Source organism: Paenibacillus oralis (assembly GCF_003863965.1).
GTDB lineage: Bacteria > Bacillota > Bacilli > Paenibacillales > Paenibacillaceae > Fontibacillus > Fontibacillus oralis.
Window position 1 is genome coordinate 1440150 of the sequence record NZ_RRCN01000001.1, and the last position, 20277, is coordinate 1460426.

General features: G+C 54.2%; 17 protein-coding genes and 1 pseudogene. 4 read left to right on the top strand and 14 right to left on the bottom strand.

Annotation, left to right across the window (positions count from 1 at the left end; translation table 11 throughout):
• Positions 1 to 197 precede the first annotated feature (197 nt).
• On the bottom strand, positions 198 to 1100 hold the full coding sequence (locus tag EHV15_RS06735; protein WP_128630559.1) for a transposase: 903 nt from the start codon (positions 1098 to 1100) through the stop codon (positions 198 to 200).
• A gap of 269 nt (positions 1101 to 1369) precedes the next feature.
• Between EHV15_RS06735 and EHV15_RS38210 the strand changes: the two are divergent.
• Positions 1370 to 1530, top strand: a pseudogene (locus EHV15_RS38210) (IS4 family transposase); the annotation flags it as partial.
• Positions 1531 to 1725: 195 nt separating this feature from the next.
• On the opposite strand, the gene EHV15_RS06745 reads toward EHV15_RS38210, so the two are convergent.
• The 5 genes from EHV15_RS06745 to EHV15_RS06765 form a co-directional block, all read right to left on the bottom strand.
• On the bottom strand, positions 1726 to 2265 hold the full coding sequence (locus tag EHV15_RS06745; RefSeq protein ID WP_128630560.1) for an NADPH-dependent FMN reductase: 540 nt from the start codon (positions 2263 to 2265) through the stop codon (positions 1726 to 1728).
• 200 nt (positions 2266 to 2465) lie between these two features.
• Positions 2466 to 3338, bottom strand: a complete 873-nt coding sequence (locus EHV15_RS06750) for a M15 family metallopeptidase (protein WP_128630561.1) — start codon at positions 3336 to 3338, stop codon at positions 2466 to 2468.
• 83 nt (positions 3339 to 3421) lie between these two features.
• The gene (locus EHV15_RS06755; RefSeq protein ID WP_246061361.1) at positions 3422 to 4375 is read right to left on the bottom strand and encodes an alpha/beta fold hydrolase; all 954 of its coding nucleotides are present in this window, start codon (positions 4373 to 4375) and stop codon (positions 3422 to 3424) included.
• Between the two features lie 127 nt (positions 4376 to 4502).
• Positions 4503 to 5279 carry a TetR family transcriptional regulator gene (locus tag EHV15_RS06760; protein ID WP_128630562.1) on the bottom strand — a complete coding sequence of 259 codons (777 nt, stop codon included), beginning with the start codon at positions 5277 to 5279 and terminating at the stop codon, positions 4503 to 4505.
• A 192-nt stretch (positions 5280 to 5471) separates the two neighbouring features.
• Positions 5472 to 6413 carry a zinc-binding dehydrogenase gene (locus EHV15_RS06765; RefSeq protein WP_128630563.1) on the bottom strand — a complete coding sequence of 314 codons (942 nt, stop codon included), beginning with the start codon at positions 6411 to 6413 and terminating at the stop codon, positions 5472 to 5474.
• 140 nt (positions 6414 to 6553) lie between these two features.
• Between EHV15_RS06765 and EHV15_RS06770 the strand changes: the two genes are divergently transcribed.
• Positions 6554 to 7441 (top strand): MmyB family transcriptional regulator, encoded by an 888-nt coding sequence (locus EHV15_RS06770; protein ID WP_425464465.1) that lies wholly within the window; start codon positions 6554 to 6556, stop codon positions 7439 to 7441.
• A gap of 54 nt (positions 7442 to 7495) precedes the next feature.
• Here the strand turns inward: EHV15_RS06770 and EHV15_RS06775 are convergent, their stop codons facing one another.
• The 4 genes from EHV15_RS06775 to EHV15_RS06790 form a co-directional block, all read right to left on the bottom strand.
• On the bottom strand, positions 7496 to 7906 hold the full coding sequence (locus EHV15_RS06775) for a YjdF family protein (protein ID WP_128630565.1): 411 nt from the start codon (positions 7904 to 7906) through the stop codon (positions 7496 to 7498).
• A 176-nt stretch (positions 7907 to 8082) separates the two neighbouring features.
• Entirely contained in the window at positions 8083 to 9102 is a 1020-nt protein-coding gene (locus tag EHV15_RS06780) for a cytochrome d ubiquinol oxidase subunit II (protein WP_128630566.1), read from the bottom strand.
• Positions 9103 to 9123: 21 nt separating this feature from the next.
• Positions 9124 to 10449, bottom strand: coding sequence for a cytochrome ubiquinol oxidase subunit I (locus EHV15_RS06785; protein WP_128630567.1), 1326 nt, complete (start codon positions 10447 to 10449; stop codon positions 9124 to 9126).
• A 750-nt stretch (positions 10450 to 11199) separates the two neighbouring features.
• Positions 11200 to 12162: a hypothetical protein gene (locus EHV15_RS06790; RefSeq protein ID WP_246061366.1), complete on the bottom strand. Its 963-nt coding sequence runs from the start codon at positions 12160 to 12162 to the stop codon at positions 11200 to 11202.
• A 206-nt stretch (positions 12163 to 12368) separates the two neighbouring features.
• Between EHV15_RS06790 and EHV15_RS06795 the strand changes: the two genes are divergently transcribed.
• On the top strand, positions 12369 to 13460 hold the full coding sequence (locus EHV15_RS06795) for a GerAB/ArcD/ProY family transporter (RefSeq protein ID WP_178075783.1): 1092 nt from the start codon (positions 12369 to 12371) through the stop codon (positions 13458 to 13460).
• A gap of 8 nt (positions 13461 to 13468) precedes the next feature.
• Here the strand turns inward: EHV15_RS06795 and EHV15_RS06800 are convergent, their stop codons facing one another.
• From EHV15_RS06800 to EHV15_RS06810, 3 genes are all read right to left on the bottom strand, one after another.
• On the bottom strand, positions 13469 to 14695 hold the full coding sequence (locus EHV15_RS06800) for a Ger(x)C family spore germination protein (protein WP_128630569.1): 1227 nt from the start codon (positions 14693 to 14695) through the stop codon (positions 13469 to 13471).
• Positions 14692 to 16185, bottom strand: a complete 1494-nt coding sequence (locus EHV15_RS06805; RefSeq protein ID WP_128630570.1) for a spore germination protein — start codon at positions 16183 to 16185, stop codon at positions 14692 to 14694. Before EHV15_RS06805 ends, EHV15_RS06800 begins: the two co-directional genes overlap by 4 nt.
• 74 nt (positions 16186 to 16259) lie before the next feature.
• On the bottom strand, positions 16260 to 16796 hold the full coding sequence (locus EHV15_RS06810) for a hypothetical protein (RefSeq protein WP_128630571.1): 537 nt from the start codon (positions 16794 to 16796) through the stop codon (positions 16260 to 16262).
• A 106-nt stretch (positions 16797 to 16902) separates the two neighbouring features.
• Here EHV15_RS06810 and EHV15_RS06815 point away from each other — a divergent pair, with 106 nt between their 5' ends.
• Positions 16903 to 17817 (top strand): phosphatidate cytidylyltransferase, encoded by a 915-nt coding sequence (locus EHV15_RS06815; protein ID WP_128630572.1) that lies wholly within the window; start codon positions 16903 to 16905, stop codon positions 17815 to 17817.
• Positions 17818 to 17826: 9 nt separating this feature from the next.
• Here the strand turns inward: EHV15_RS06815 and EHV15_RS06820 are convergent, their stop codons facing one another.
• Positions 17827 to 20211 (bottom strand): GH36-type glycosyl hydrolase domain-containing protein, encoded by a 2385-nt coding sequence (locus EHV15_RS06820; protein WP_128630573.1) that lies wholly within the window; start codon positions 20209 to 20211, stop codon positions 17827 to 17829.
• Positions 20212 to 20277 lie beyond the last annotated feature (66 nt).

A 20277-nucleotide genomic window follows, 5' to 3' on the forward strand; every position in this document is an offset into this window, starting at 1 on the left:
TCAGGTTTAGGAGAGGTGAAACAGACCGACATTAGATCAAGACATGAGATCAAGGACAAGACGCAAGGGAAAAGAAAAGACCGTGATTTTGCTGTAACCTGAACCCTTCCATTTACAGCAACGCCCGGACTGTTCATGCTAACCCCTACCCATTAAGTTGATCTGCGTCAAACTCCCCCGCCGTTCCAGCGCCACAATCAGGCCGCAGCCGCAAGGGGCTGATTCGGTTGGCGTGCGATCAGCCGGCGGTAAGGGATCGCCGGAATCGCCACACACATGCCCAGCAACTTCTGCCGCATCGTTTCTTCCGCTCCGGGCCGGCGCAGCGAGCGGCGTACGGTGTACTCGTTTAGGTACGCCTGCAGATGCTTCAGTCCCAAGGCTACATACGTACTCTTCAGCGATTCCCACGCCTCTCTCACCACTTTCCGCAAAGGCGTATACAGCCGAAAGGCTAGAGGGAACAACTGTACCGCCGATGTACGGACATCCACATGCCCGTTGATGAACGCGGTTAGATCGTGACGGTTTGCCCTTTTTTCGTTTCCCCGTTTATGCGGTACTAGGCGGATTTTGACCTGCTCCGGCTCGCCCGACTCCGTTACCGTGCAGCCAGCTACGACCGCCGAGGCATACGGATGCGAAAACTGAAACCGGGACGGATTACGCCCATACAGATCGCTGTTCACCTTCACGTCTCCGCAGAGTAGCTCTCGGGCATCGAATTCCCCAACGGAATGGCGTATTTTATGCAGCATCAACCAGGCGGTTTTGTAGGTGACTTGGATCACCTTGCTCAGCCGCATCGCCGAAATGCCACCATCAAGCAGGAACAACTCCAGCGCATTGAACCACTTGAGCAGGGGCAGATGCGTTCCTTCAAAAATCGTGCCGACCAAAGCCGAGGTTTGATGCTTGCACTTTCCGCACTCGAACAAGGGGATATGCCTAGAGGTCAGACGGCTGCGCCGGGTGTGAGCGCAGCGCGGGCAGACGAAGCCGTTCGGCCACTTCATCGCGATCAGCGCCTCCATGCAGGCCTGCTCGCTGTTATAACGGCTGCTGAATGATTGAAGTTCCGTTTCCGCATTGACCTCCATGTTCACTCGCCCCCGAATCAAGAATTCACGAACACACGTTCTATTTATTTCATTATACCAAACATACGTTCCCTAATCAAGCCGAAAATCTCAACTGAACCGCCTCATTTTTTCCCCCATCTCTTTTTCTTCTCTCTTTTTTTGGAATCCTTGCTCTAGCCCCCACCCCCTGTTTCCTTAACGAAAGGGATAATCGTGCAAAGGCTGCAGGCAGGGACACCAAAACATCAAGACACCAAGACACGAACCCTTTAGACAGCCACCTCACCTGGCGTCGATTTGTGACACTGCTCGAAACGGCTACGGTGCAAAAGGTAGACGTGCTGACTTCGGCGGATCGTGGTGCCCTCTTCATCGTTGACGCTTCTATGTTTCCATGTTTAAGCAGAATCGCAGCAAAGCGGTCGAGTTGCTTGCCCGATTTAGAGAAGACACTGTCCAGCCTCTGATTCAGCGTCAACTCCGGCAATGGATTGCTGCTTTACCCAGCTAAATCAAGGCTTGTCTGACGATTTTTTTGCTGCGAAAGTTGAGTTATAAATTCTATAATCTTAAAAAAGGGGCGGACCCCAGAAAGTAGCTTAAGTCTACTTTTGGGGGCCGCCCCTTTCGTTCGTTTATGAAATTAACGCAGCGTCTTCAAAGCGCCGCTCCAAGCGAGCACTTGGTCCAGCATACCGTTCAAGTTGGTCAGGTGCAGATCGGCCGGTTTAAATGTGCTGTAGTTTTCGAAATCGGTGAACAGCGAAAGCGCAACATGCACGCGAACGTCGGCTACGGACAATTCGCCCAGGATGCCGCGCAGATGTTCGGCCGCGCGGGCGCCGCCGACGGAGCCGTAGCTCACGATGCCGGCCGCTTTGTCGTTCCAGGCTTCGCGCGCGTAGTCGAGCGCGTTTTTCAGAGCGCCGGTGATGCTGTGGTTGTACTCCTGCACGATAAACACGAAGCCGTCCAAGGAGTTCAGTTTTTCATTCCACTTCGCTGCTTGCTCGGAAGCGTCGGCTTCACCCAGAAGCGGCAGCTTGTAATCGGCGATATCGACGATTTCATAGTTCGCGTCGCCGCGCGCGTCGGCGATTTTTTTCACCCATTCTCCTACTTGCGGGCTGACGCGGCCGTCGCGGGTACTTCCCAAAATAATCCCAATGTTCAATTTTGACATGCTTGTTTCCTCCTTATTGGTTGTTCTTCCAAATATTCTGTCCAGCAGACCCATGAGTTTACACCGCCATATATATTGCTTGCATCCTCAAAATATTATCTTTATATTGAGATGCTTGATTCTGAAACAATCATAAACCCACGGAGTTCCGTTTGTCAAGCTACTTACGAAAAGTTTGCAGAAAAAAATATTTTTAAACTCTATTCCTCATGCACGGTTACAACCACGCCGTCCCTATTATTTCCGGAAATCTCATAACTCCCTTCGGCCGGAACCCGGATCGTACCGTCATCGGTGACAGGGAAATAAAATACCTGGTAAGTCTGTCCGTTGACCTCGACCTTAACGGCCTGCTTATCTTTCAGATAGTCCAGATACTCTTCCAGAACCATATCGTTTTTCTGCATAATGGCGCTGTGGGGCAGCCCTACATAACGAAAATGCCAGGGTTCGTATTGAATGCCGGTCACCGCGGTTTTGTTCTCGGGATAACGCAGCACAAACCCGTATCTCCATGCGTTCTCTTTTAGCCACTGGCCTTCCGGCGCAACATTCATCTCCGCTTGTGACGAGCCTATATCGAGCGACAAGCCCAGGTTATGCTCGCTATATCCCGCCGGCATCGCATATTCCGCCCCCATTTGACGATACAGCTCATCCTGCCGCTGCTCGTCCCGGTACCCGCTGGTGATCAGGAAATGGTTCACCCCGTCCTCGCCTGCGGCGGCGACCATCTCGGCAAGTTTTCCCGCCAATCTTTCCGATAGCCGAACCGTGTTGTCTAGCACGCTAAAACCTTGGAGCAATTCCCGATGTTGAGCCAGACTGACCGCCTCCTCCGCCGGGCCTTGATCAGGAACCGGATGGTCTTGATTGACCAGCAGCAAATCGCCCTGATAAACCTGCTCCTGAGTGACTTTTATCGTAAATCCCCGGTCCGTCGGGGTTGGGGAATTTTCTTCCGTAAGCGTAATTTTATGCAGCGGTATGATGGACAAATCGCTAGCTTTGAATTTAACGAAAGCATAGCTCAGAACCAGCAGGACCAGCAAACAAAAAACCCATTTCTTCATCGTTCGTTATCCTCCTAACCTTTCATTACTTAAGGATAGAGAAAACTTGTTAAGAAGAAATGGGGGTAAAAATAAAATTTTTCTTAAGTTTTGTGCCTTGATACGTGAGGCAGCTTCTCCACGGCGTCGATGACGGCTTGCGGATGATGCTGGGGGATCATGTGCGCGGCATGGGGAAGCTCAATCAACGCCGCGTTTGGCATGTCCCGGTGCAGCCGATAGCTGTGCTCCTTGGTCGGAAAAGGGTCCCGCAACCCGACGACGATGACGGCAGGCGCCAGAATCCGGCGATAGTTCGGAGACATCTCGCTGGCCGCCGGAGCAAAAGCCAACACGTCCTCCCGGTTCGCCCGGAACTGGGACGGCCGAAGCCATAACGCCAACGTTTCCCGTTCATAATCGGCAGGAAGCGGCTCCGGGGCGAAGGTCGCTTTGATGATTTGCCGGACCATAACACTCCCCAAGGCCGCCAGCAGGAGATTCATCACGATCGGCCCCACGACCGGCATCGTTACGATGCTGGAGATCGGGTCGCCTTTTTCCGCCGGATACCCCTCCTTATACATGCCGCCCCCCAGCGTCACGATCCCCGCCAAATCGCCGGGATACAAGCTGGCATAGGAAAGCACCAGCAATCCGCTCCAGGAATGCCCCACCAGAATCGGCCGGTCCACTCCCAGTTTGGTTAAGGCCTCATGCAGCAGCTTGGCTTGATCGATCGGTGTAACCGACCTGTGCTTCGGGCGGGCACTATGCCCGTAGCCGGGGCGGTCAAAGGCCAACGCCCGATATCCCTTGGCAGCCGCGAGTTCCATGACCTGGTCAAAATCATGGCCCCGCAAAACGCCCCCGTGCAAAAACACGACCGGCCTGCCCTGGCCCCGTTCCAGGTAATGCAGGCGGATTCCGTCCGCCTTCACAAACTTCCCGGAAGGCGGGAAGTCCATTTCCGCCTTCCGGAGCTTTTTCTGATTGTACCCGTAAAGCGCCGCCAGCATTATCGCAACAAATCCCAGCAAAACAATGAATATAACCAATTCTTCCTCTCCTCATTTTTGGATTTCCGCTGCGTCAACACAACAACATACTAACTAGTACGTTAATGTTATAATTTTAGGCTTCCATCGAAATGAATGTTCGAAGAAGCCCGTTTAATCTTTCGCCTTATTGCGGCGATAATCCGTCCCACAGCAGCCTTGCGGCATCCTGGGCAAATTGGTCCAGCTTAAGGCCTTTGGGCGCCAGGATCCATGAGAGCACGATCCCGTTCAGGACGGTCTGCGTATACAGTGTCAGTGAACCCGGATCGATATCGCCGCGAAGCCACTTTTGCGTCTGGCAAACATGCAGCAGTTCCGTGACTTTCGCGTAAAATCCCTCGAACAGCTCCCGGATTTGCTCCTGAACCTCCGGGTTGCGGCTGGAAGTCAAAAACTCAAAAAACAGCATCGGCCGATCCGGGGTTACCATGCAGGCTGCGAGTTGTTCCTTTAACCACTCCGTCAAAGCTTGGACCTTATCCTCCGAGCGGGCGATCGCTTCGATCTGCCCGGGAAGCAGTTGCTCCTGCTGCCTTAGATTCCTTTCGCAAATAGCCAGATACAGATCGCTTTTGTTCGCAAAATGCCAATATATCGCGCTTTTCGTATACCCGGCCTCGGCCGCCACCTGGTCCATCGTAGCTTTAACATAACCGTACCGTGCGAACACCTCCATGGCCGCATCCAGCACGCGCGTCCGCGTATCCGCATGCGCGCTTTCCGGCTCCGGCCCGCGGCTGGCCAGCAAAGCCCGCATTTCCTTCTTGCCGCCCAAATGTCTGCGCACCGTTGTCCAATGCACGCCGGCGGCGCGGGCCACATCCTCATAGCTGATTTTGTCCGCCGGCAGCCGCGCGGCCAAGTCCATTAAGGCCTGAATGATTTTATCGTGATGGTTCAAACTGCCTCTCTCCTTAAAAGTTCAAGCATGTTACATTAGCATACTAAATAGTACGTTAATATCATATTCCAACATTTACGGATATGTCAAACCCCCGAATACGGAATCCAAGATCCGGGTTCCGGGATTCGAGGCTGGGTCACTTGTCTTAGAATGCTAGATTTCCGAACAGCGGTAATGCAAATTTATCCGTCAATCCATCCGCAGCACGGCTTTTCCGGAAAACTTTCGGTCCATCAGCCTGCGCGTGACGGCTCCAATTTCGGTCCATGGCGCCTCCACTTCGATCCGGGGCGTTAACCGGCCGTTTGCGACCAGCCGGGCCAGCAAATGCAGATCGTCCGCGGCCGAACGGCGGGTGAGCTCCTCCCCGAGAAAGAAGCTGTACAGGGTTCTTCCTCCGCTGGTCACCAAATTCATCATATCGATCGTCGCCATAGGCGAAGAAGAGAATCCCACCGCAACGCAAATGCCCTGCGGCGCAAGCTGCGGCAGCAAAGCTGACAGCGTATCGCCGCCGACCGAATCGATGATCAGGTCATAAGGTCCGAAGCTGCGAGCCGTTTCCATAGCGGAAGCGCCCACGGCCACTTCGTCGGCTCCGGCCTCCCGGACCAGCTTGGCCTTCTCCTCCATGCTGGCCGTACCTACGTTGAATGCTCCGGACTGGGCCGCAAGCTGGTGGGCAAACAGGCCGACGCCGCCGGTGGAGCCCGTAATCAGGATTCGTTTGCCAAGGAGCAAACCTCCTTTTCGCAGCGCATTCAGCGCCGTCAGGCCGGCTACGGGCAGAGTCGCCGCTTCCGTAAAGGTGACCTGATCCGGAATTTCCGCCAGCATCGACACGGGGGCGGCAATTTGCTCGCTCCAGGCACCCAGCGGGAGCAGACCGACAACCCGGGTTCCTTTTTGCGGGCCTGTGCCGATTTGGGCCGGCTCGACGACAATCCCGGCGAAATCCCAGCCGGGCCGGGATGACGCTCTTTGATCTAAGGCGTCTTTCACCTCGCCGCGATTGAGGGAGACGGCTTGCACCTGCACGATCGCTTCCCAAGGCTGGGCCTGGGGTGCTTCCACTTCTTTGATCGTGAAATATTCCGCGGCATGCGGATCGGTTACAATGGCACGAATCATATTGATCTCCTCCATAAAATGAGAATAGTACGGCCAACCTGAATTGACCTCCGAATTCATAAAGGAGTATACTTTAATCACTTTTTCGGACCAAGTGCAGAACTACTCTTGAAATAAAAGGGGAGAGAAACGGGGCTATGATGCATTCGGAAAACTCCAGGCTAAAAAACGTCCTGGGAGAAATCGAAACGCTGCGGATGAAGCGGCAGCAAGAGCTGGCCCACCGCTCTCATTCGCCCTGGAAAAGGTTTACGCAGCAGGAGCTGAACGACGAGGCTTGTCCCACGTATAAAAATCTGCTGATCGGACGTTCGCGCAGAATCCCGGATCGCCAGACGATCATAGGTATCGCGGAATATCTCGAATGCACTTCCGGCGAGCGCAACGATCTGCTTCTGGCCGCCGGTTACCTGCCGATTCAAACCGAATTGGCGGGACGGGCGCTGGAGCTGGCCCTTGAATGGGCGCAGCAAACGATGAAGACGCTCCCTTTTCCCGCCATGATCGTCACTCATACCCAGGACATCAAGGGATATAACGAGCCGTTTCGCCGATTGTTCGCTATTCCGTCCGGTCCTTCCGGCGACACCCCCTTGAACCGGATCGATCTGCACTTCAATGCCGATTTGCCCGTACGTCCCCGCTCCACCTTCGACAAAACGTCGTTCGAGCAATGGGAGTACCATGCCATACAAGGGATTCAGGCGTTCAAAAGAAATCATGCGCTGTCCCGCTATGACGCGTGGTATCAACAAGTGATCCAGCGGGCTCAAAAATATAACGCGATCGAAAAATATGACAACAAGCCGGATGCCGAGGAAGAGCCGGATCGTACGCAAACCATCCTGGCCGGACCGGAAAGCTCGGGCGAGCTGGTTCCGATCCGCTACAGGCAAATGTCCGTGTCCGCCGGAAGCCGCCTGTACCCGCAAATTCAAGTTTTTTTGCCGGTCGACGCTTCCGCGCGCAAAGTATTCGCGGACTTGGGCTGCCCCGCCGATTGCGAGTTTGGCTGGACCACCCGGTAGTCCCCGAAACATGGCGAAAGCCCCTTTCCATAACCCGGAAAGGGGCTTGGTCCGTTAATGCCCGCGATGCTTCGCCTTGGCCTTGCGGATTTTGATCTCCCGCTTGCGTTCCCTCTCGGCCTCCCGCTGCTGCTTCGTGGTAGACCGCTTGGCCAGCTTGCGCTGCTCATACTCCAGCCGCATCGCTTCGTACGCCAAGGTGGAAGCTCCGCGGCTTCGCAATTCCACGGCCGCCTGTCTGGCCAACCGCTTCGGATTTACCCTTCCGGCTTCCGGCAGCTGAACGGCAACGCCCTGCGAAATACTTTCAAGCAGCCCGGTCAAATCGCTCCGGATAAATCTAAGAACCTCCTCGTCCTTCGGCTCCGCTCCGAAAATATGCCTTCCTGCCCGCAGCTTCCCTTGGCTGTGCTCTTCAAACACGCCGACCCAATACTGCCCATCGTGGTAAATCGTAAGTTTCAATGCAAACATCCCCCTCTTGTTCAATCGGAAGCGACGGACATCCCGAGGGGGGAAGGTTACTGACGCGCCGCTTATATCAAAGATTTTCAAGCCGCGCGCGCCTGGACTACCAACCAGACCGTGTTTTTTCGTTCCAGTCCTATTATATTTTCAAGAGCGGGGATTGGCAATGCGGGCTATTCGGCCCGGAGATACCGTTTGTCCCTTAAGAACAGCCACCAGAACAACACGAACACCGGCAGCAAAATCACCGACCCTACGCCGTAACCCCACAGCAGGGACACAAACATCGAATGATTCGTAATCCCTTCTTCTACCGTTAGATACGGATAAACGATGTAGGGCATATGCGCTTTCCCATAGGCATAACTCGCCAATGCAAACTGCACGACCACGAAAATAAACGCGAGCCGGGGCCACCCGAGCCGGCCTTTCCGTTTGATCCACAGAGAGCCGTAACCAACGACAAAAGCCGCGGTGGACAGCATAAACCAGAACCCCTGCTCCTTCATCCGGGCCACCATCCACATCGCTTCCCTTTCCATCGTAAAGGTGGTGACGACGGCGAGCAGCATCGCCAAAGGCCCGGCGACGACCGCCAGCGCCCGGTAATGCCGGTAGGAGGTTTCATCGCCTGCCTGCCGGGAGAAGTCGGAGAGGAACAATGAGGACAGGAACAGCTCGGTGGCGATCCCAAACCCCAAATAGGCGTAAAGCGAAGGGCTGGACAGCAAAGCCCCGTAGTTCAACTGAGGATACCCGCTTTTCTCTTGGATAAATCCGCCAAGCGTAATAGGCAACACGCTGACAAGCAGCCCCGGAATGAGCAGCCCGGTAACGCCCGACACGAAGCGCAGACTGCCGACGTTCCGCTGCGCGGAATAGGCGTATACCATAAAGGCGCTGCGGAACAGCATGAGCACCAGCACGAAGCTGACGGGCAGCAGCAGCAGCGTTCCGAGCAGATAAGCGGCGCGCGGAAAAAAGCCGACCAAAGCGACGACCAGCAGCACCAAAAAGACGTTTGTCACTTCCCAGGACGGCGACAGAAAACGGTTGGCGAGGCTGGCGGCCTGCGGATTTTTTTTGCTGAAAACAAGCGACCAGAACCCGGCGCCAAAATCGATGGAGCCCATGATTGAGTAAATGAACAGGAACCCCCAAAGAATAGAGATCGCTATCGTGGAATCGCTCATATCCTCTTCGCCCCCTTCTTCTTACCCTGCTTCCAGCATTTCCGGCGTCACCGGATGGCGCTTGAAATAAAAACGCAGCACTATAGACGTAACGACCAGCATAAATACATACAGCCCGATAAAAGTGACGAACAGGGTGCCGAGATTCTCCGATTGGGTGGCCGCGGACGCGGTCGTCTGGATATGGTAAATCGTCCAGGGCTGGCGCCCCGTACAGCTGAAGATCCATCCGGTCTCGATGCCGATCAGGGCGAGCGGTCCGGTCAGCACCAGCCCCCTGAGCAGCCAGCGCGGGTACTCCTTCTTTTTGACCAAGCGGTAGAGGATCGTGCCGGCCGAGACCACAATCAGCAGGGAACCGATCCCCACCATCAAGTTAAACAGCGTATGTACGAACAGGGGAGGCCACTCGTCCTCGGGAAAATCGTTTAGCCCCCTGACCACGGTGTCAAAGCGGTTGCCGGCCAAAAAGCTGAGCGCCCATGGAACTTCGATCGCTCCCCGGATCGTCCGGGTTTCCTTGTCGGTGAAGCCGCCGATCGCCAGCGGCGCGTAAGCCTGGGTTTCAAACAGGCCTTCCGCGGCGGCCAGCTTCTCGGGCTGGTGGTGGTGCAGCATCTGCGCGGTTTCATGCCCGTTGAGCGCGGTCGACAGCGACATCAGGCCGCCGATGGCGAGCGATAGGATCAGGCCCTTGCGGTGATACTGCCGCTCCCGTTCCGGCCGCTTGCGGGCGAGCAGCTTGACGGCGGCCACGGATACGATGGCGAAAGCGCCCAGCAAATAGGCGGAGAACAGCACATGCGTCGCCGTCACAGGCCAGCTGGGGTTGAATACCGCCGCCCAAGGGTCGGCATCAACCACTTGCCCGTTCTCCAGCCGGAAGCCCTGCGGGGTGTTCATCCAGGCATGGGCGTCGGTGATCAGCACGGCCGAAGCGCTGGCTCCCAGCGCCACTAAAGTCACGCTGGCGATCCGCAGAACCGGGGGCAGCCGGTCAGCCGCATATACGTAAATCGACATGAACAAGGCCTCCAGCAAAAACGCCCAGATTTCGATTTGGAAAGGCAGCGCGATCACCTGGCCCACGATTTCCATGAAACCGGGCCACAGCAGCGACAGCATGACGCCGACCATCGTCCCCGACGGAATGCCCACCCCCAGGAGGATGGCCTGGCATTTCGTCCAGCGTTTCGCCATTAAGGCGTAGTCCCGGTCTTTTTTGACCTGATAAGCGATTTCCGCCACTACGATCATAAAGGGCAGCCCCACCCCCAAGGTGGCAAAAATAATATGAAAAGCCATCGACGATCCGAACAGGGACCGGGCCAGCATCACGTTATCCATGAATAACTCCTCCATCTTTTGGACTAACGTGAGTATTATGAATAAAAATTTCCATAATTATTCTGTTTCGGATTTTATTTCACATGGTGCTTACGTACGTTAGCGTTATCAAATGGGCCGCGAAATGCAAAAGTACATTTCATTCGCCCCGAAACCGGGCCATTTTCGCGATTCAAATGCAAAAGTGCAGGCCATCTTCGCCATTTTGATCAAAATCGCTTCTAACTCCCATTTTCAAATGCACTTTTGCATCTGATCGCTCTCATAGCCGGAATTTGGCCGATTTCAACTGCACTTTTGCACTTGGTTTAGGGCCAAGCCGTCGTCCATTCCTCACATAAGAAAAACGTCTATTGGCGTCCTTTAGTGGCTCTGACTTCTACTTTGGAGCGATTGGAGCTCTTCCTAAACTTTGGACGCTGCTCTAACGGACACCAGCGACCTTATCCGCTCATTTCCCGGGTATTTCCCAGCCTAACGGACACAGGCGACCCTATTTCGCTCTAAACCCGTTCATCCAGGCCGATTTGAGGTAAATAAGGTCTTCTGTGTCCGTTACATTTTGCAACCCCCCGTTTTTCCCAAAATAACGGCTCTGGTGTCCCTTAGCCCCCTGGCCCCTCTTCTCCTCCCCTCTCTACCTGCGCATCGCCCTCTACCATGCACGAAATTTTATAAATTCCATAAGGTTAAAAAAAAGACCGGTTTCCCGGTCCTTGATTTAAGAGTTCTAAATTTTATCAGAGTTCCTTATTCGGTTTCGTCCTGCGGTTCCTGCGCCGGGGTCACCAGCAGCGGCTCCCAGGTCAGCCCTTCCCCGGTTATTTCTTTGCGCTTGTCGGAGATGTTTTGCAGCGTTTCGTTGCGCTGCGTTTCGAGCGCGCTGACCGTTTCGAGATACAGCTGCTGAATCTTCCGGTCCGCGGACGCGGCGGTTTCGGCGATTTCTTTTTTATAAGCGGCGCTATTCTTGGAAATCTGCGCGGTGTAATTCTTATACAGCTTGCTGTATTCCTGCTGCGCCTTCGTTTTGCTGATTTTCCCGCGCGAATACTTATAAATCGGGCTCGTGAGATAGTCGGTGCCGGAGTTTTTCATCAACATGTACATCGGACTGGTGAGATAGCTGTCGGACACCGTTTTTTTCAGCGCATAGGCCGGGCTCGTCAGATTATTGGGATTGACCGCCTTTTTATATTCCGCCATGTAGCTGGTCAGCACGTTCTCATTGAGCGCACGGGCGTAAACGCCCAGCGTGCTGGTGAGCGAATTGCGGTTGGCCGCCCGGGTATAAAGCCCCATGTCGCTGCTCAGCGAATTCGGATTGACAGCGCGTTCATACTGATTTAATTCCGCATGCAGCTCGCGGTCGTCCCCATAGCGTTCCTCCAGTTCCGCCAAGTCCGCTTCCAGCCATTCGTTCCATTGCTTTTGATCTTCAAGGACGATGCGCTCCAGTTCCGCCAGCCGGTCGTTTTGTTCCTTCAAATACACATTGTATGTATCGGTCGTCTTTTTCATGTAAGCATCGTAGTTTGCAACTGTCTTCTTGTTATACGTTTCATATTTGCTCCAAACCTGACCCATCCATTTGCTGTCGGCTGCCCGGGCGGAACCCGCCGGCAGGAAAGCCAGCGACACCAGCAGCAAACTTAAGGCCAGCAGCCAGCTTTTGCGCGGAAATGCGCTTCTCTTCTTCTCCATTCTCGTCATGCCCCGTGTTTTCCCCTCCATCAGAAAGTTATAAGAATCAAGGGTATTTTATCCAAATATACGTCCGGTTCCAATAGTTCATCCCGCCTATAGATCTTATGGACTATTGTAAAAGAGTATCAGAGTTTGCTGCCAACACCCAATGGATACAATAACTACCATGCTTCACTATTTGTTTTGGATTCTTAATGGGGGGAGGAGAGGATATGACATACAAAATTTCCGCGTACCAATTATTCACGATTACCTTTATTTTTCAATTAGGTACGACCATCATCTTTGGGTTTGGCGGCTTGGCCGGCCGGGATGCGTGGATTGGCGACCTGACGTCACTGGGACTGGGCCTATGCGTGATTTGGATATACACCGCCTTAATGCGCATGAACCCGGGATTATCCCTGGTTGAATGGTTTCCGGCCCAATTGGGGCGCTGGATCGGGACGCCCATCGCATTTTTGTACCCGCTCATGTTCTTGTATCTTACAGGACGAATTATTGCAGACATCAGAGACATGGTTTCGACCACCATCTTGCCCGGAACGCCGCCCCTGGTATTTGCGGGGTTATTTGCCATTATTATCGCTTACTGCGTCTATGGCGGCATTGAGATCATTGCGCGGCTGGGAGAATTGATCTTTCCCGTCGTCGTTGTCATGTTCATTACGGAGACGGTTTTGCTCTTCGGCTCGGGCGTCCTGCATTTCGAATATATCCAGCCGGTTTTGGAGAAGGGATGGGAACCCGTCTGGAAGGTAGTTTATCCTAACGGGATCACCCAACCTTTTGGGGAAACCATTGCGCTCGCCATGTTCTGGCCGGATGTGAAAAACCGTGAAAAGGTTACGAAAATCACCTTTCTCGCCACCTTACTTGCCGGACTTATGATCACCTGTTTTGATTTATTGGCCATTTTGGTTTATAGCGATCTGTTCTCGCGTTTTCTCTATCCGCTATACACCTTATTAAGCATGATCAGCATCGGAAAATTCATCGAAAACCTGCAGATGTTCGGGGTCATGTATTTTTTCATGACGGCATTAATAAAAAACGTGATCAATCTGCTCGTGGCGCTGAGAGGCATCCAGCAGTTGACGAAGATGAAGGATTACCGCGTGCTTGTCATCCCGGCAGCCGCGATCGCCTTGTTCCTGGGCCTAACCATGTCAAGAAATATCGCCGAGCATATTTATTTCCAGCATTATAAAATACTGGTGCCTTATTTCTGGGTGCCTATGTTTTTGGTCTTGCCGGCGATACTGCTTATCGTGACGTGGATCCGGCAGACGCTGCGAAAATAATCATCTATTCATTTTTGAATGTTGTTTTCTTGCAAATGCAACGACGGTCCCGTTACGCCTATCCGCCGGATCGTCAGATTCGCTTGGACGGAAACCTCGGCTTCCCGAAACTCCTTGTTCCAGTCTTTTTTTAAAGATCGCCAACGGGATAGATGTTTTCTGTGTACGGTTTCGCCAAATCCAAAAACATCCACCCCATATTCTTTTTGGACCTTGGTAATGGTTTGAAGCGTGCTCTCTTCAACGTGTTTTTCCAACGCTTCTTGCACGCGGGCTAGATTATGGAGTTGCGTGAGATCCAGATTTGTATTGTTTTCGCGAATGATGCCTTGTCCGGTTAAGTTGACCTGGAATTTTAGCTTGTCTCCTTGAAACATGGGCTGAATTCTGCTGCCTATCTTGCTCATATCCAAACTGACATAGCCGTTTTTCTGCGGTACGGTTGCCGTTACCACCAGTTTACGTAAATCCCCGTTAATCCACCGCAGTATTCTACCCTCACGCCCATTCAAGAATCCGAGCAATTTCAGATCTTTGTCAAAAATTCCGGTGCCCGCGATACGAAACCCTTTCGCATTGGAGTGATCTTGCTGCTCTTCACTTTCTTGATCGGCCGGATCGAAACCAACGGCAACAACCGGTAAAGCCGGGCAGCTTCCTGCACTGGCCGCGGAGATCATCAGGTTGATAAATCCCATTTCCTGCGGCGTTCCGATCTGGTCATATTCTTTTAAGGCTCCAAGGCCGGGGATTTTCTCCAGCGGGTAGGACATTTTCAGAAAGTCCTTGGCGGTGCCTCCTTTGACGATAAATACATCGGTTCGCAGCTTAAGGTTCGGATCCCGGGTATACGTATCCAATAGATCTTTGATGCCTTTTCTGGCCAGCGGTTCTCCGATCACGATGACCCGCCGGTGTCCGCGGAATACCAGCCGGGAAAGCTTCGTTTGCATTTGCTGTACCGCATCCAGCGTATCTCTTCCGGCGCCGGTTACGACAAAATAGGGCTTTCCCGGCCCCCCTCCGCTTCCGCCTCCTTGTCCCTGCACACTGCTGATCTGGGACGGGATGATTACTTGTGCGCTAATCAGAACCCCCTTGTCCTTCGCTTCATCGATTCCCCATGCGAGCTCAAGGGCAAGGTCATTGACCTCCGAACTGTCCCAACACCCTGTCGTCAATAACAACGAGAGAAGGGCAAGCAACAGCAAACAACCCGTTTGTCTCCTGTTCATCCGCGCTCTCTCCCTCGTCTAGGGCTCGGCTTCCGGCCATCCGGCACACGCCTTTTGTTCGGCCCAGAGTTGAGCGGGGGACGGCGGGGCATGCTCCATCTGGGTGTGCGAATGAAGACATCCTTCAGGTTTCCGGAAATTTGCGGGGCCATCGGACTCATATAAGGAACGCCAAACGAACGAAGACCAAGGAGATGGATGGCTATGATAAAAATGCCCGCTATGACGCCGTACAAACCCAGGACTCCCGCCAAAATCAAAATGGGGAAGCGGAGCATCCGGTACGCCGTCCCGAGATTATATCGCGGGATGACAAACGAAGAAATCCCCGTCGTGGCCACAATAATCACGACCGTGGCCGACACGATGCCGGCCTGTACGGCAGCCTGCCCAATCACAAGCGCGCCTACGATGCTAACGGCCGAACCGATCGGCTTCGGCAAACGAATGCCCGCTTCGCGAAGGCCCTCAAACATAATCTCCATCAACAGGGTCTCGATCACCGTGGGAAACGGGACACCTTCCCTTGCGGCAGCGATGCTGATGAGCAAATTCGTAGGAATAAGCTGCTGATGAAATGTGGAAAGCGAAACGAACAGAGACGGAAGCAACAGGGAAATATTCAATAAGGAGTAGCGAATGAGGCGAATGAAGGTCGTATACACGGATCGCTCGTAATAATCCTCCACCGCTTGCAAACCGGACCAGAATGTCATCGGCACAATCAGCACAAACGGAGTATTGTCGACGAGAATGGCAACTTTGCCTTCAAGCAGGCTGGAACTTACGATATCGGGGCGCTCCGTATTTTGAATTTGCGGAAACGGGGACCAGGGGGCGTCTTCAATAAATTCTTCGATGTACCCCGATTCCAGTACCCCGTCAATTTCGATGCGCCGGATTCTGCGGCGGACTTCTTTCAGAACCGAATCCGAGACAACGCCTTCTATATATGCTATGACGATATCGGTACGGGTAAATTCACCAATGTTGAGCGATTCCATTTTGAGTTTTTCACTGCGGATTCGTTTGCGTATAAGGCTGGTGTTGATTCGCAACGTTTCCGTAAATCCATCCCGCGGTCCGCGAACGGACAGTTCAGCGGAAGGTTCTTCGATGGCCCGCTTTTCGGATCCTTCCAGATCGGCGAGCAAAGCCTTGATCTCTCCATCCGTTAGAACGGCTATATTGGCCTTCAGAATGCCATCCACGATCTCGCTAATCTGATGAACCACTTTTATCCGGGATATAGCGACAAGCTGTTCTTCTATAATGGTCCCCAGCGGATCGGCGTTCTCCGCCTCCCCCGGCACGCCCTCGGACGCCATCAGTTTTAACACAACCTGCTCCAGCGCATTCGCGTTTACCAGCCCATCGACATAAATCAGAAGCACTCGGGCTTGTCCATGGATCGTCACCGGACGGAGCACAATATCGGAACAGTTGGCAAAAATTTGTTTGAACATCTCAAGAAGCTTAAGAATATCCATCTTTCCGCTCCCTAACTCGTGATGATGTACTTTATTATTCCGGTTCGAAAGCGGATCATTCAAAATGGGGAGGATTAAGGCTCATATTCGCTTAATTTCCCTTCGTAAACCAGCTTCAGCCGATCGCACCGCCGGAAATCGTCCGGCGTTACTAGCGCGGGCAGCTTATCCCACAGCTTGATGCCCGAACGTTCAAGGATCTCCGCGACGAACTGCGAGCAGAAATAAGAGTTGCTGAACTCCACCGGCTCTTTGAGGACGATGCCGATCACCCCCAGCAGGTTGTACAGATACTTTTTCCGCTTGCGGATAAACAACTGCAGCACCCGCTCCATTTTTTCCACCTCGCGCCCGGTCACCCGAAGCTCGTAAAGAACGCACGTCGTATTCGGATATTTGCTGAACGTGCCCGTCTTGATGTCCTCCTTCACGAACCCGCCGTTCAGCGGGTTGTTCGGGTTCTTTCTGCCGAAGCTGTACAGCTCCGAAAGCTCGCGGTCGAAAGAAATCGAAGCATGATTATAAGGCGCTCCCGTGTACCCTTTGATCACCCTCGTAAAAAGCGTTCCCGTATTCGTAAGCAGGATATAAACCGATCTTTCCCCGTCCATGTCCGAAAATTCCCCTTATCAAGTGTGAACTATTCCTTCATAATAACATAGTATCCCTCTCAAGGATTCAAGGATTCTACCTCACTACAAGTTGGTGATTAAAAAAATGAGCAGTTTGCAATTTACGTTGATGATTCTCTTTTTCGCCTTACTCGGGATCCACGCGGCATACCTCTTTACCGGACGCGCCCGCCCGGAGCGGGACTACGCCGCTTTGGGGCTGCGCCTTCGGACCTGGTGGGGCATGTGGCTGATTTTATGCCTCGCCACCTTGTTTAACCGGGCCGCTTCCCTGCTCGCCCTGATGATCTTATGCTTCTTCGCGCTCAAGGAATATTTCTCCATGATCCGCTCGAACAAAGCCGAACGCCGGCTGTATCTGTGGGCCTACCTCGCGATTCCCGTGCAGTTCTACTGGATCTATATCGGCTGGTACGGCATGTTTATCGTCTTTATTCCGGTCTACGTGTTCCTGTTTCTGCCGCTTCCACGCTTGATCAACAAGGGCACGGTCGGGTTTCTGCGCAGCGTCAGCCGGGTGCAGTGGGGGCTTATGCTGATGGTGTTCGGTCTCAGCCACCTCGCTTATTTCCAGGCGGCCTCGCCGGAATATGGAGCCGGCCTGGTGCTGTTCCTCGTCTTGCTGACACAGCTGAACGACATCATGCAATATGCGGCCTCGTTTTATTTCGGGCGGCACAAGATCGTCCCCACCGCCAATCCGTATTTGACGTGGGAGGGCTTTGCATGCGGGCTGCTCGTCACGACCGGGGCCGCGTGCTTGATCTCCCCTTACCTGACGCCGCTCGGCGCGGGTTTTGGGCTTTTCTCCGGCATGCTGATCGGCTTCAGCGGCTTCTTCGGAAGCCTGACGATATCCGTCTTGAAACGGGACCTGCAGATCGGCGACGACGACAAGGCCCAAGCGCTTAAAAAAAGCTACTTGAGCCTTGTCGACACCCTGACCTACACCTCGCCGGTATTTCTGCACGTGATCCGGTATTTTTTCGATTTCATGTAAGCCCGCCGGTCAGTTCACGAACGGAAGCTTAACCAGCACGCGATATTCGGCGCCCGGCCGCACATCCCGCAGGATGCCGTCCGCCATAGGCGCGCCATCGGCATACACCTCGGCCTCGCGGACGCCGGCCTCGCGCGTCATTTCGATGCGGATCTTGGCCCCGCGGAAATCCCGGGTTACCTTGGCTTCGTTCCAATGGGACGGAAGCTGCGGCCGGATGCGGAGGCCTTCAGGACATCCCTGCAGCCCGAACAACCCGTCGATAAGGCAGCGGTAAATCCATGGCGCCGTTCCCGTGTTGAACAGATGGCTGGAGCGTCCCGCCGTGCGCGGAAATTGCCGGTAGGCGCCGCGATAATAGTTCGGAACGAACACCGGGAGCTGGCCCCGCCGCACGATATCGTCCAGATCCGGCCCGGGGATCATTTTGCGCAGCAGCCGGTAGGCGTCGTCCTTCTCCCCTACGGAATACAGCCCGTAGATATAGAAGGCGGCCGCATGGTTGTATACCGCACCGTTTTCCGCCGATCCCGGGTGCTTCTGGGTAACCCGGCCGACATCCTCGCGCATCGCGGTGTAAGAGGGCGCCAGTTTTTCCACGCCATAAGGCGTTTCCAACTGCTCCCGGACGGCCTGCATCAGCTTCTCCCGCTTCTCCCCGTCGGCCGCCCCGCTTAACAGCGACCAGCCCTGCGGGTTGATGAAGATGCGCCCTTCCCGGTCCGCGCTCACGCCAAACACGACGCCCGCGTCCGTAATGCCGCGCGCATACCACTCGCCGTCCCATAAATATTCGTTGACGACCTCATTTGTCGCTTGCGCCGCCAGGCGGTATTCTTCCGCCGCGCCGGCTTGTCCGCTGCGCTCGCAAATGTCCGCCCAAACGTTAAACGCGTAAGCGGTGGCGATGGTCAGCCAGCCGGACACGCCTTTCCCTTGATAGCCGACCATGTTCATCGGATCGCACCAGTCGCCCTGATTGATGTAATTTAACCCGCGTTCATCGCGATCCCGGATCAGCCACTGCATCGCCCGGTGCACATGTTCGAATACGGAGCCGGCTTCTTGCCCGCCTGCATATGGAACCTGTTCTTCCAATAGAGAGTAATCGTTCGTTTCATCCAAGTACGTGCTGAGGCAGATCGGCAGCCAAACGCAGTGATCCGTATGCGGCACCTGGTTGATATACTTCAGCTCGGCCTCGGGATGCAGGATGATGCCGTCCGGCATGGCGCCGCTGGGCTCCTGCTGGCTTAAGGCCGTCAGGAAAGCTTCTCTGGCCGTTTGCGGCTTGATGTAACTCATCCCCATATTGTCCTGCAAGTAATTGCGCGTTTGGGGATCCGTCGTCAGGCGGTTGGTTTGTCCATGATAGTACATCTGCCGCGGAAGCCAGTGATTCACGAAGTTGTCCAGTTCCGGGTCCGGGGTGGCGATTTCCATGCAGCCTCCACCCTCCCGGATATAGCTGTCATACTCCCGCTCCGCCAAGACGAACCCGTCATCGCCGCCGGCGTTTGTGCCGCCGAAATACCCGGCTTTAATTCCGGCGATCTGCTCTTCGTCCCGGGCCGGGCCGAATATAAACCGGTAGGCCTCCTCCTGTCCCGGCTCCAAAGCGATCCGGTACTGCAGCACGGCCACCGGCGTTTCATACCGCGCATCGCCCCGAGCCAGTTCCTCGCGGTCCAGCGCGGACGGACGCATGATACCGCCTTCACCTTCGAAAGCTTCCTGGTTCACTTCCCAGGAAGCGGCCGGACGGTCGGGAATCAGAAAGGTTTTATCGCGGAAATGTTTGATTTTGTCGTAATCCTGATATTTTTGGTAAGGGGTTACAGAGGAGCAGACGATCGACTGCAGCGCCTCGTTATACTCCCCCGACTGGTTCATCCACGACATATAGCCAACCGTAAAATAGGGATAAATGCTTAGCTTGCGCTTGGCCGGCGAGAGGTTTTTCACCCGGATGCGCCATAGCTCCATCGGTTCTTCCTTCGGAAGGGTCAGGCTCATTTCAAGAGCGATGCCCCCAAATTCCACTTTCCAAGCGACGCGGCTTTTGCCCACCGCAAAGGTGTATTGATCGGCCGGCACGCGAACCGGCTCATAAGGCGCGGAGAAAATTTCCCCGGTCTCCTCGTCCTTCACGTACACGAAGCGGCCGGGATGATGCGCGTAATAAGGCTGCTCCGGCTGCATGAACGTTTTCGCTTCCAGATTGGGCGCATGCGAATATTTCGCGGGCTCCGGCTGCATAAACTGGGCCACCGTGTATCCGCGGCAATTCACGTGAATCATCATGCTTTCGTTCCATAAAAATCCCGAGGCCTTCGGCAGCAGCGTGGGACTGGCCAATTCGTAAAATTCCTGGTCCTCCGACGGTTTTAACATCTTAGCATCTCTCCCCATTTCCATCAGCTGTGATTTTCCAAGTATAGTTTCAGGCTTTATTATACA

Bases quoted from the DNA above. Each gene is read 5' to 3' on its own strand.
- EHV15_RS06810 (WP_128630571.1), bottom strand. From the start codon at position 16,796: ATGGACGGGGAAAGATCGGTTTATATCCTGCTTACGAATACGGGAACG.
- EHV15_RS06745 (WP_128630560.1), bottom strand. From the start codon at position 2,265: ATGTCAAAATTGAACATTGGGATTATTTTGGGAAGTACCCGCGACGGC.
- EHV15_RS06780 (WP_128630566.1), bottom strand. From the start codon at position 9,102: ATGAGCGATTCCACGATAGCGATCTCTATTCTTTGGGGGTTCCTGTTC.
- EHV15_RS06820 (WP_128630573.1), bottom strand. From the start codon at position 20,211: ATGTTAAAACCGTCGGAGGACCAGGAATTTTACGAATTGGCCAGTCCC.
- EHV15_RS06800 (WP_128630569.1), bottom strand. From the start codon at position 14,695: ATGAACAGGAGACAAACGGGTTGTTTGCTGTTGCTTGCCCTTCTCTCG.
- EHV15_RS06790 (WP_246061366.1), bottom strand. From the start codon at position 12,162: ATGACGAGAATGGAGAAGAAGAGAAGCGCATTTCCGCGCAAAAGCTGG.
- EHV15_RS06765 (WP_128630563.1), bottom strand. From the start codon at position 6,413: ATGATTCGTGCCATTGTAACCGATCCGCATGCCGCGGAATATTTCACG.
- EHV15_RS06770 (WP_425464465.1), top strand. From the start codon at position 6,554: ATGCATTCGGAAAACTCCAGGCTAAAAAACGTCCTGGGAGAAATCGAA.
- EHV15_RS06750 (WP_128630561.1), bottom strand. From the start codon at position 3,338: ATGAAGAAATGGGTTTTTTGTTTGCTGGTCCTGCTGGTTCTGAGCTAT.
- EHV15_RS06785 (WP_128630567.1), bottom strand. From the start codon at position 10,449: ATGGATAACGTGATGCTGGCCCGGTCCCTGTTCGGATCGTCGATGGCT.
- EHV15_RS06795 (WP_178075783.1), top strand. From the start codon at position 12,369: ATGACATACAAAATTTCCGCGTACCAATTATTCACGATTACCTTTATT.
- EHV15_RS06815 (WP_128630572.1), top strand. From the start codon at position 16,903: ATGAGCAGTTTGCAATTTACGTTGATGATTCTCTTTTTCGCCTTACTC.
- EHV15_RS06735 (WP_128630559.1), bottom strand. From the start codon at position 1,100: ATGGAGGTCAATGCGGAAACGGAACTTCAATCATTCAGCAGCCGTTAT.
- EHV15_RS06805 (WP_128630570.1), bottom strand. From the start codon at position 16,185: ATGGATATTCTTAAGCTTCTTGAGATGTTCAAACAAATTTTTGCCAAC.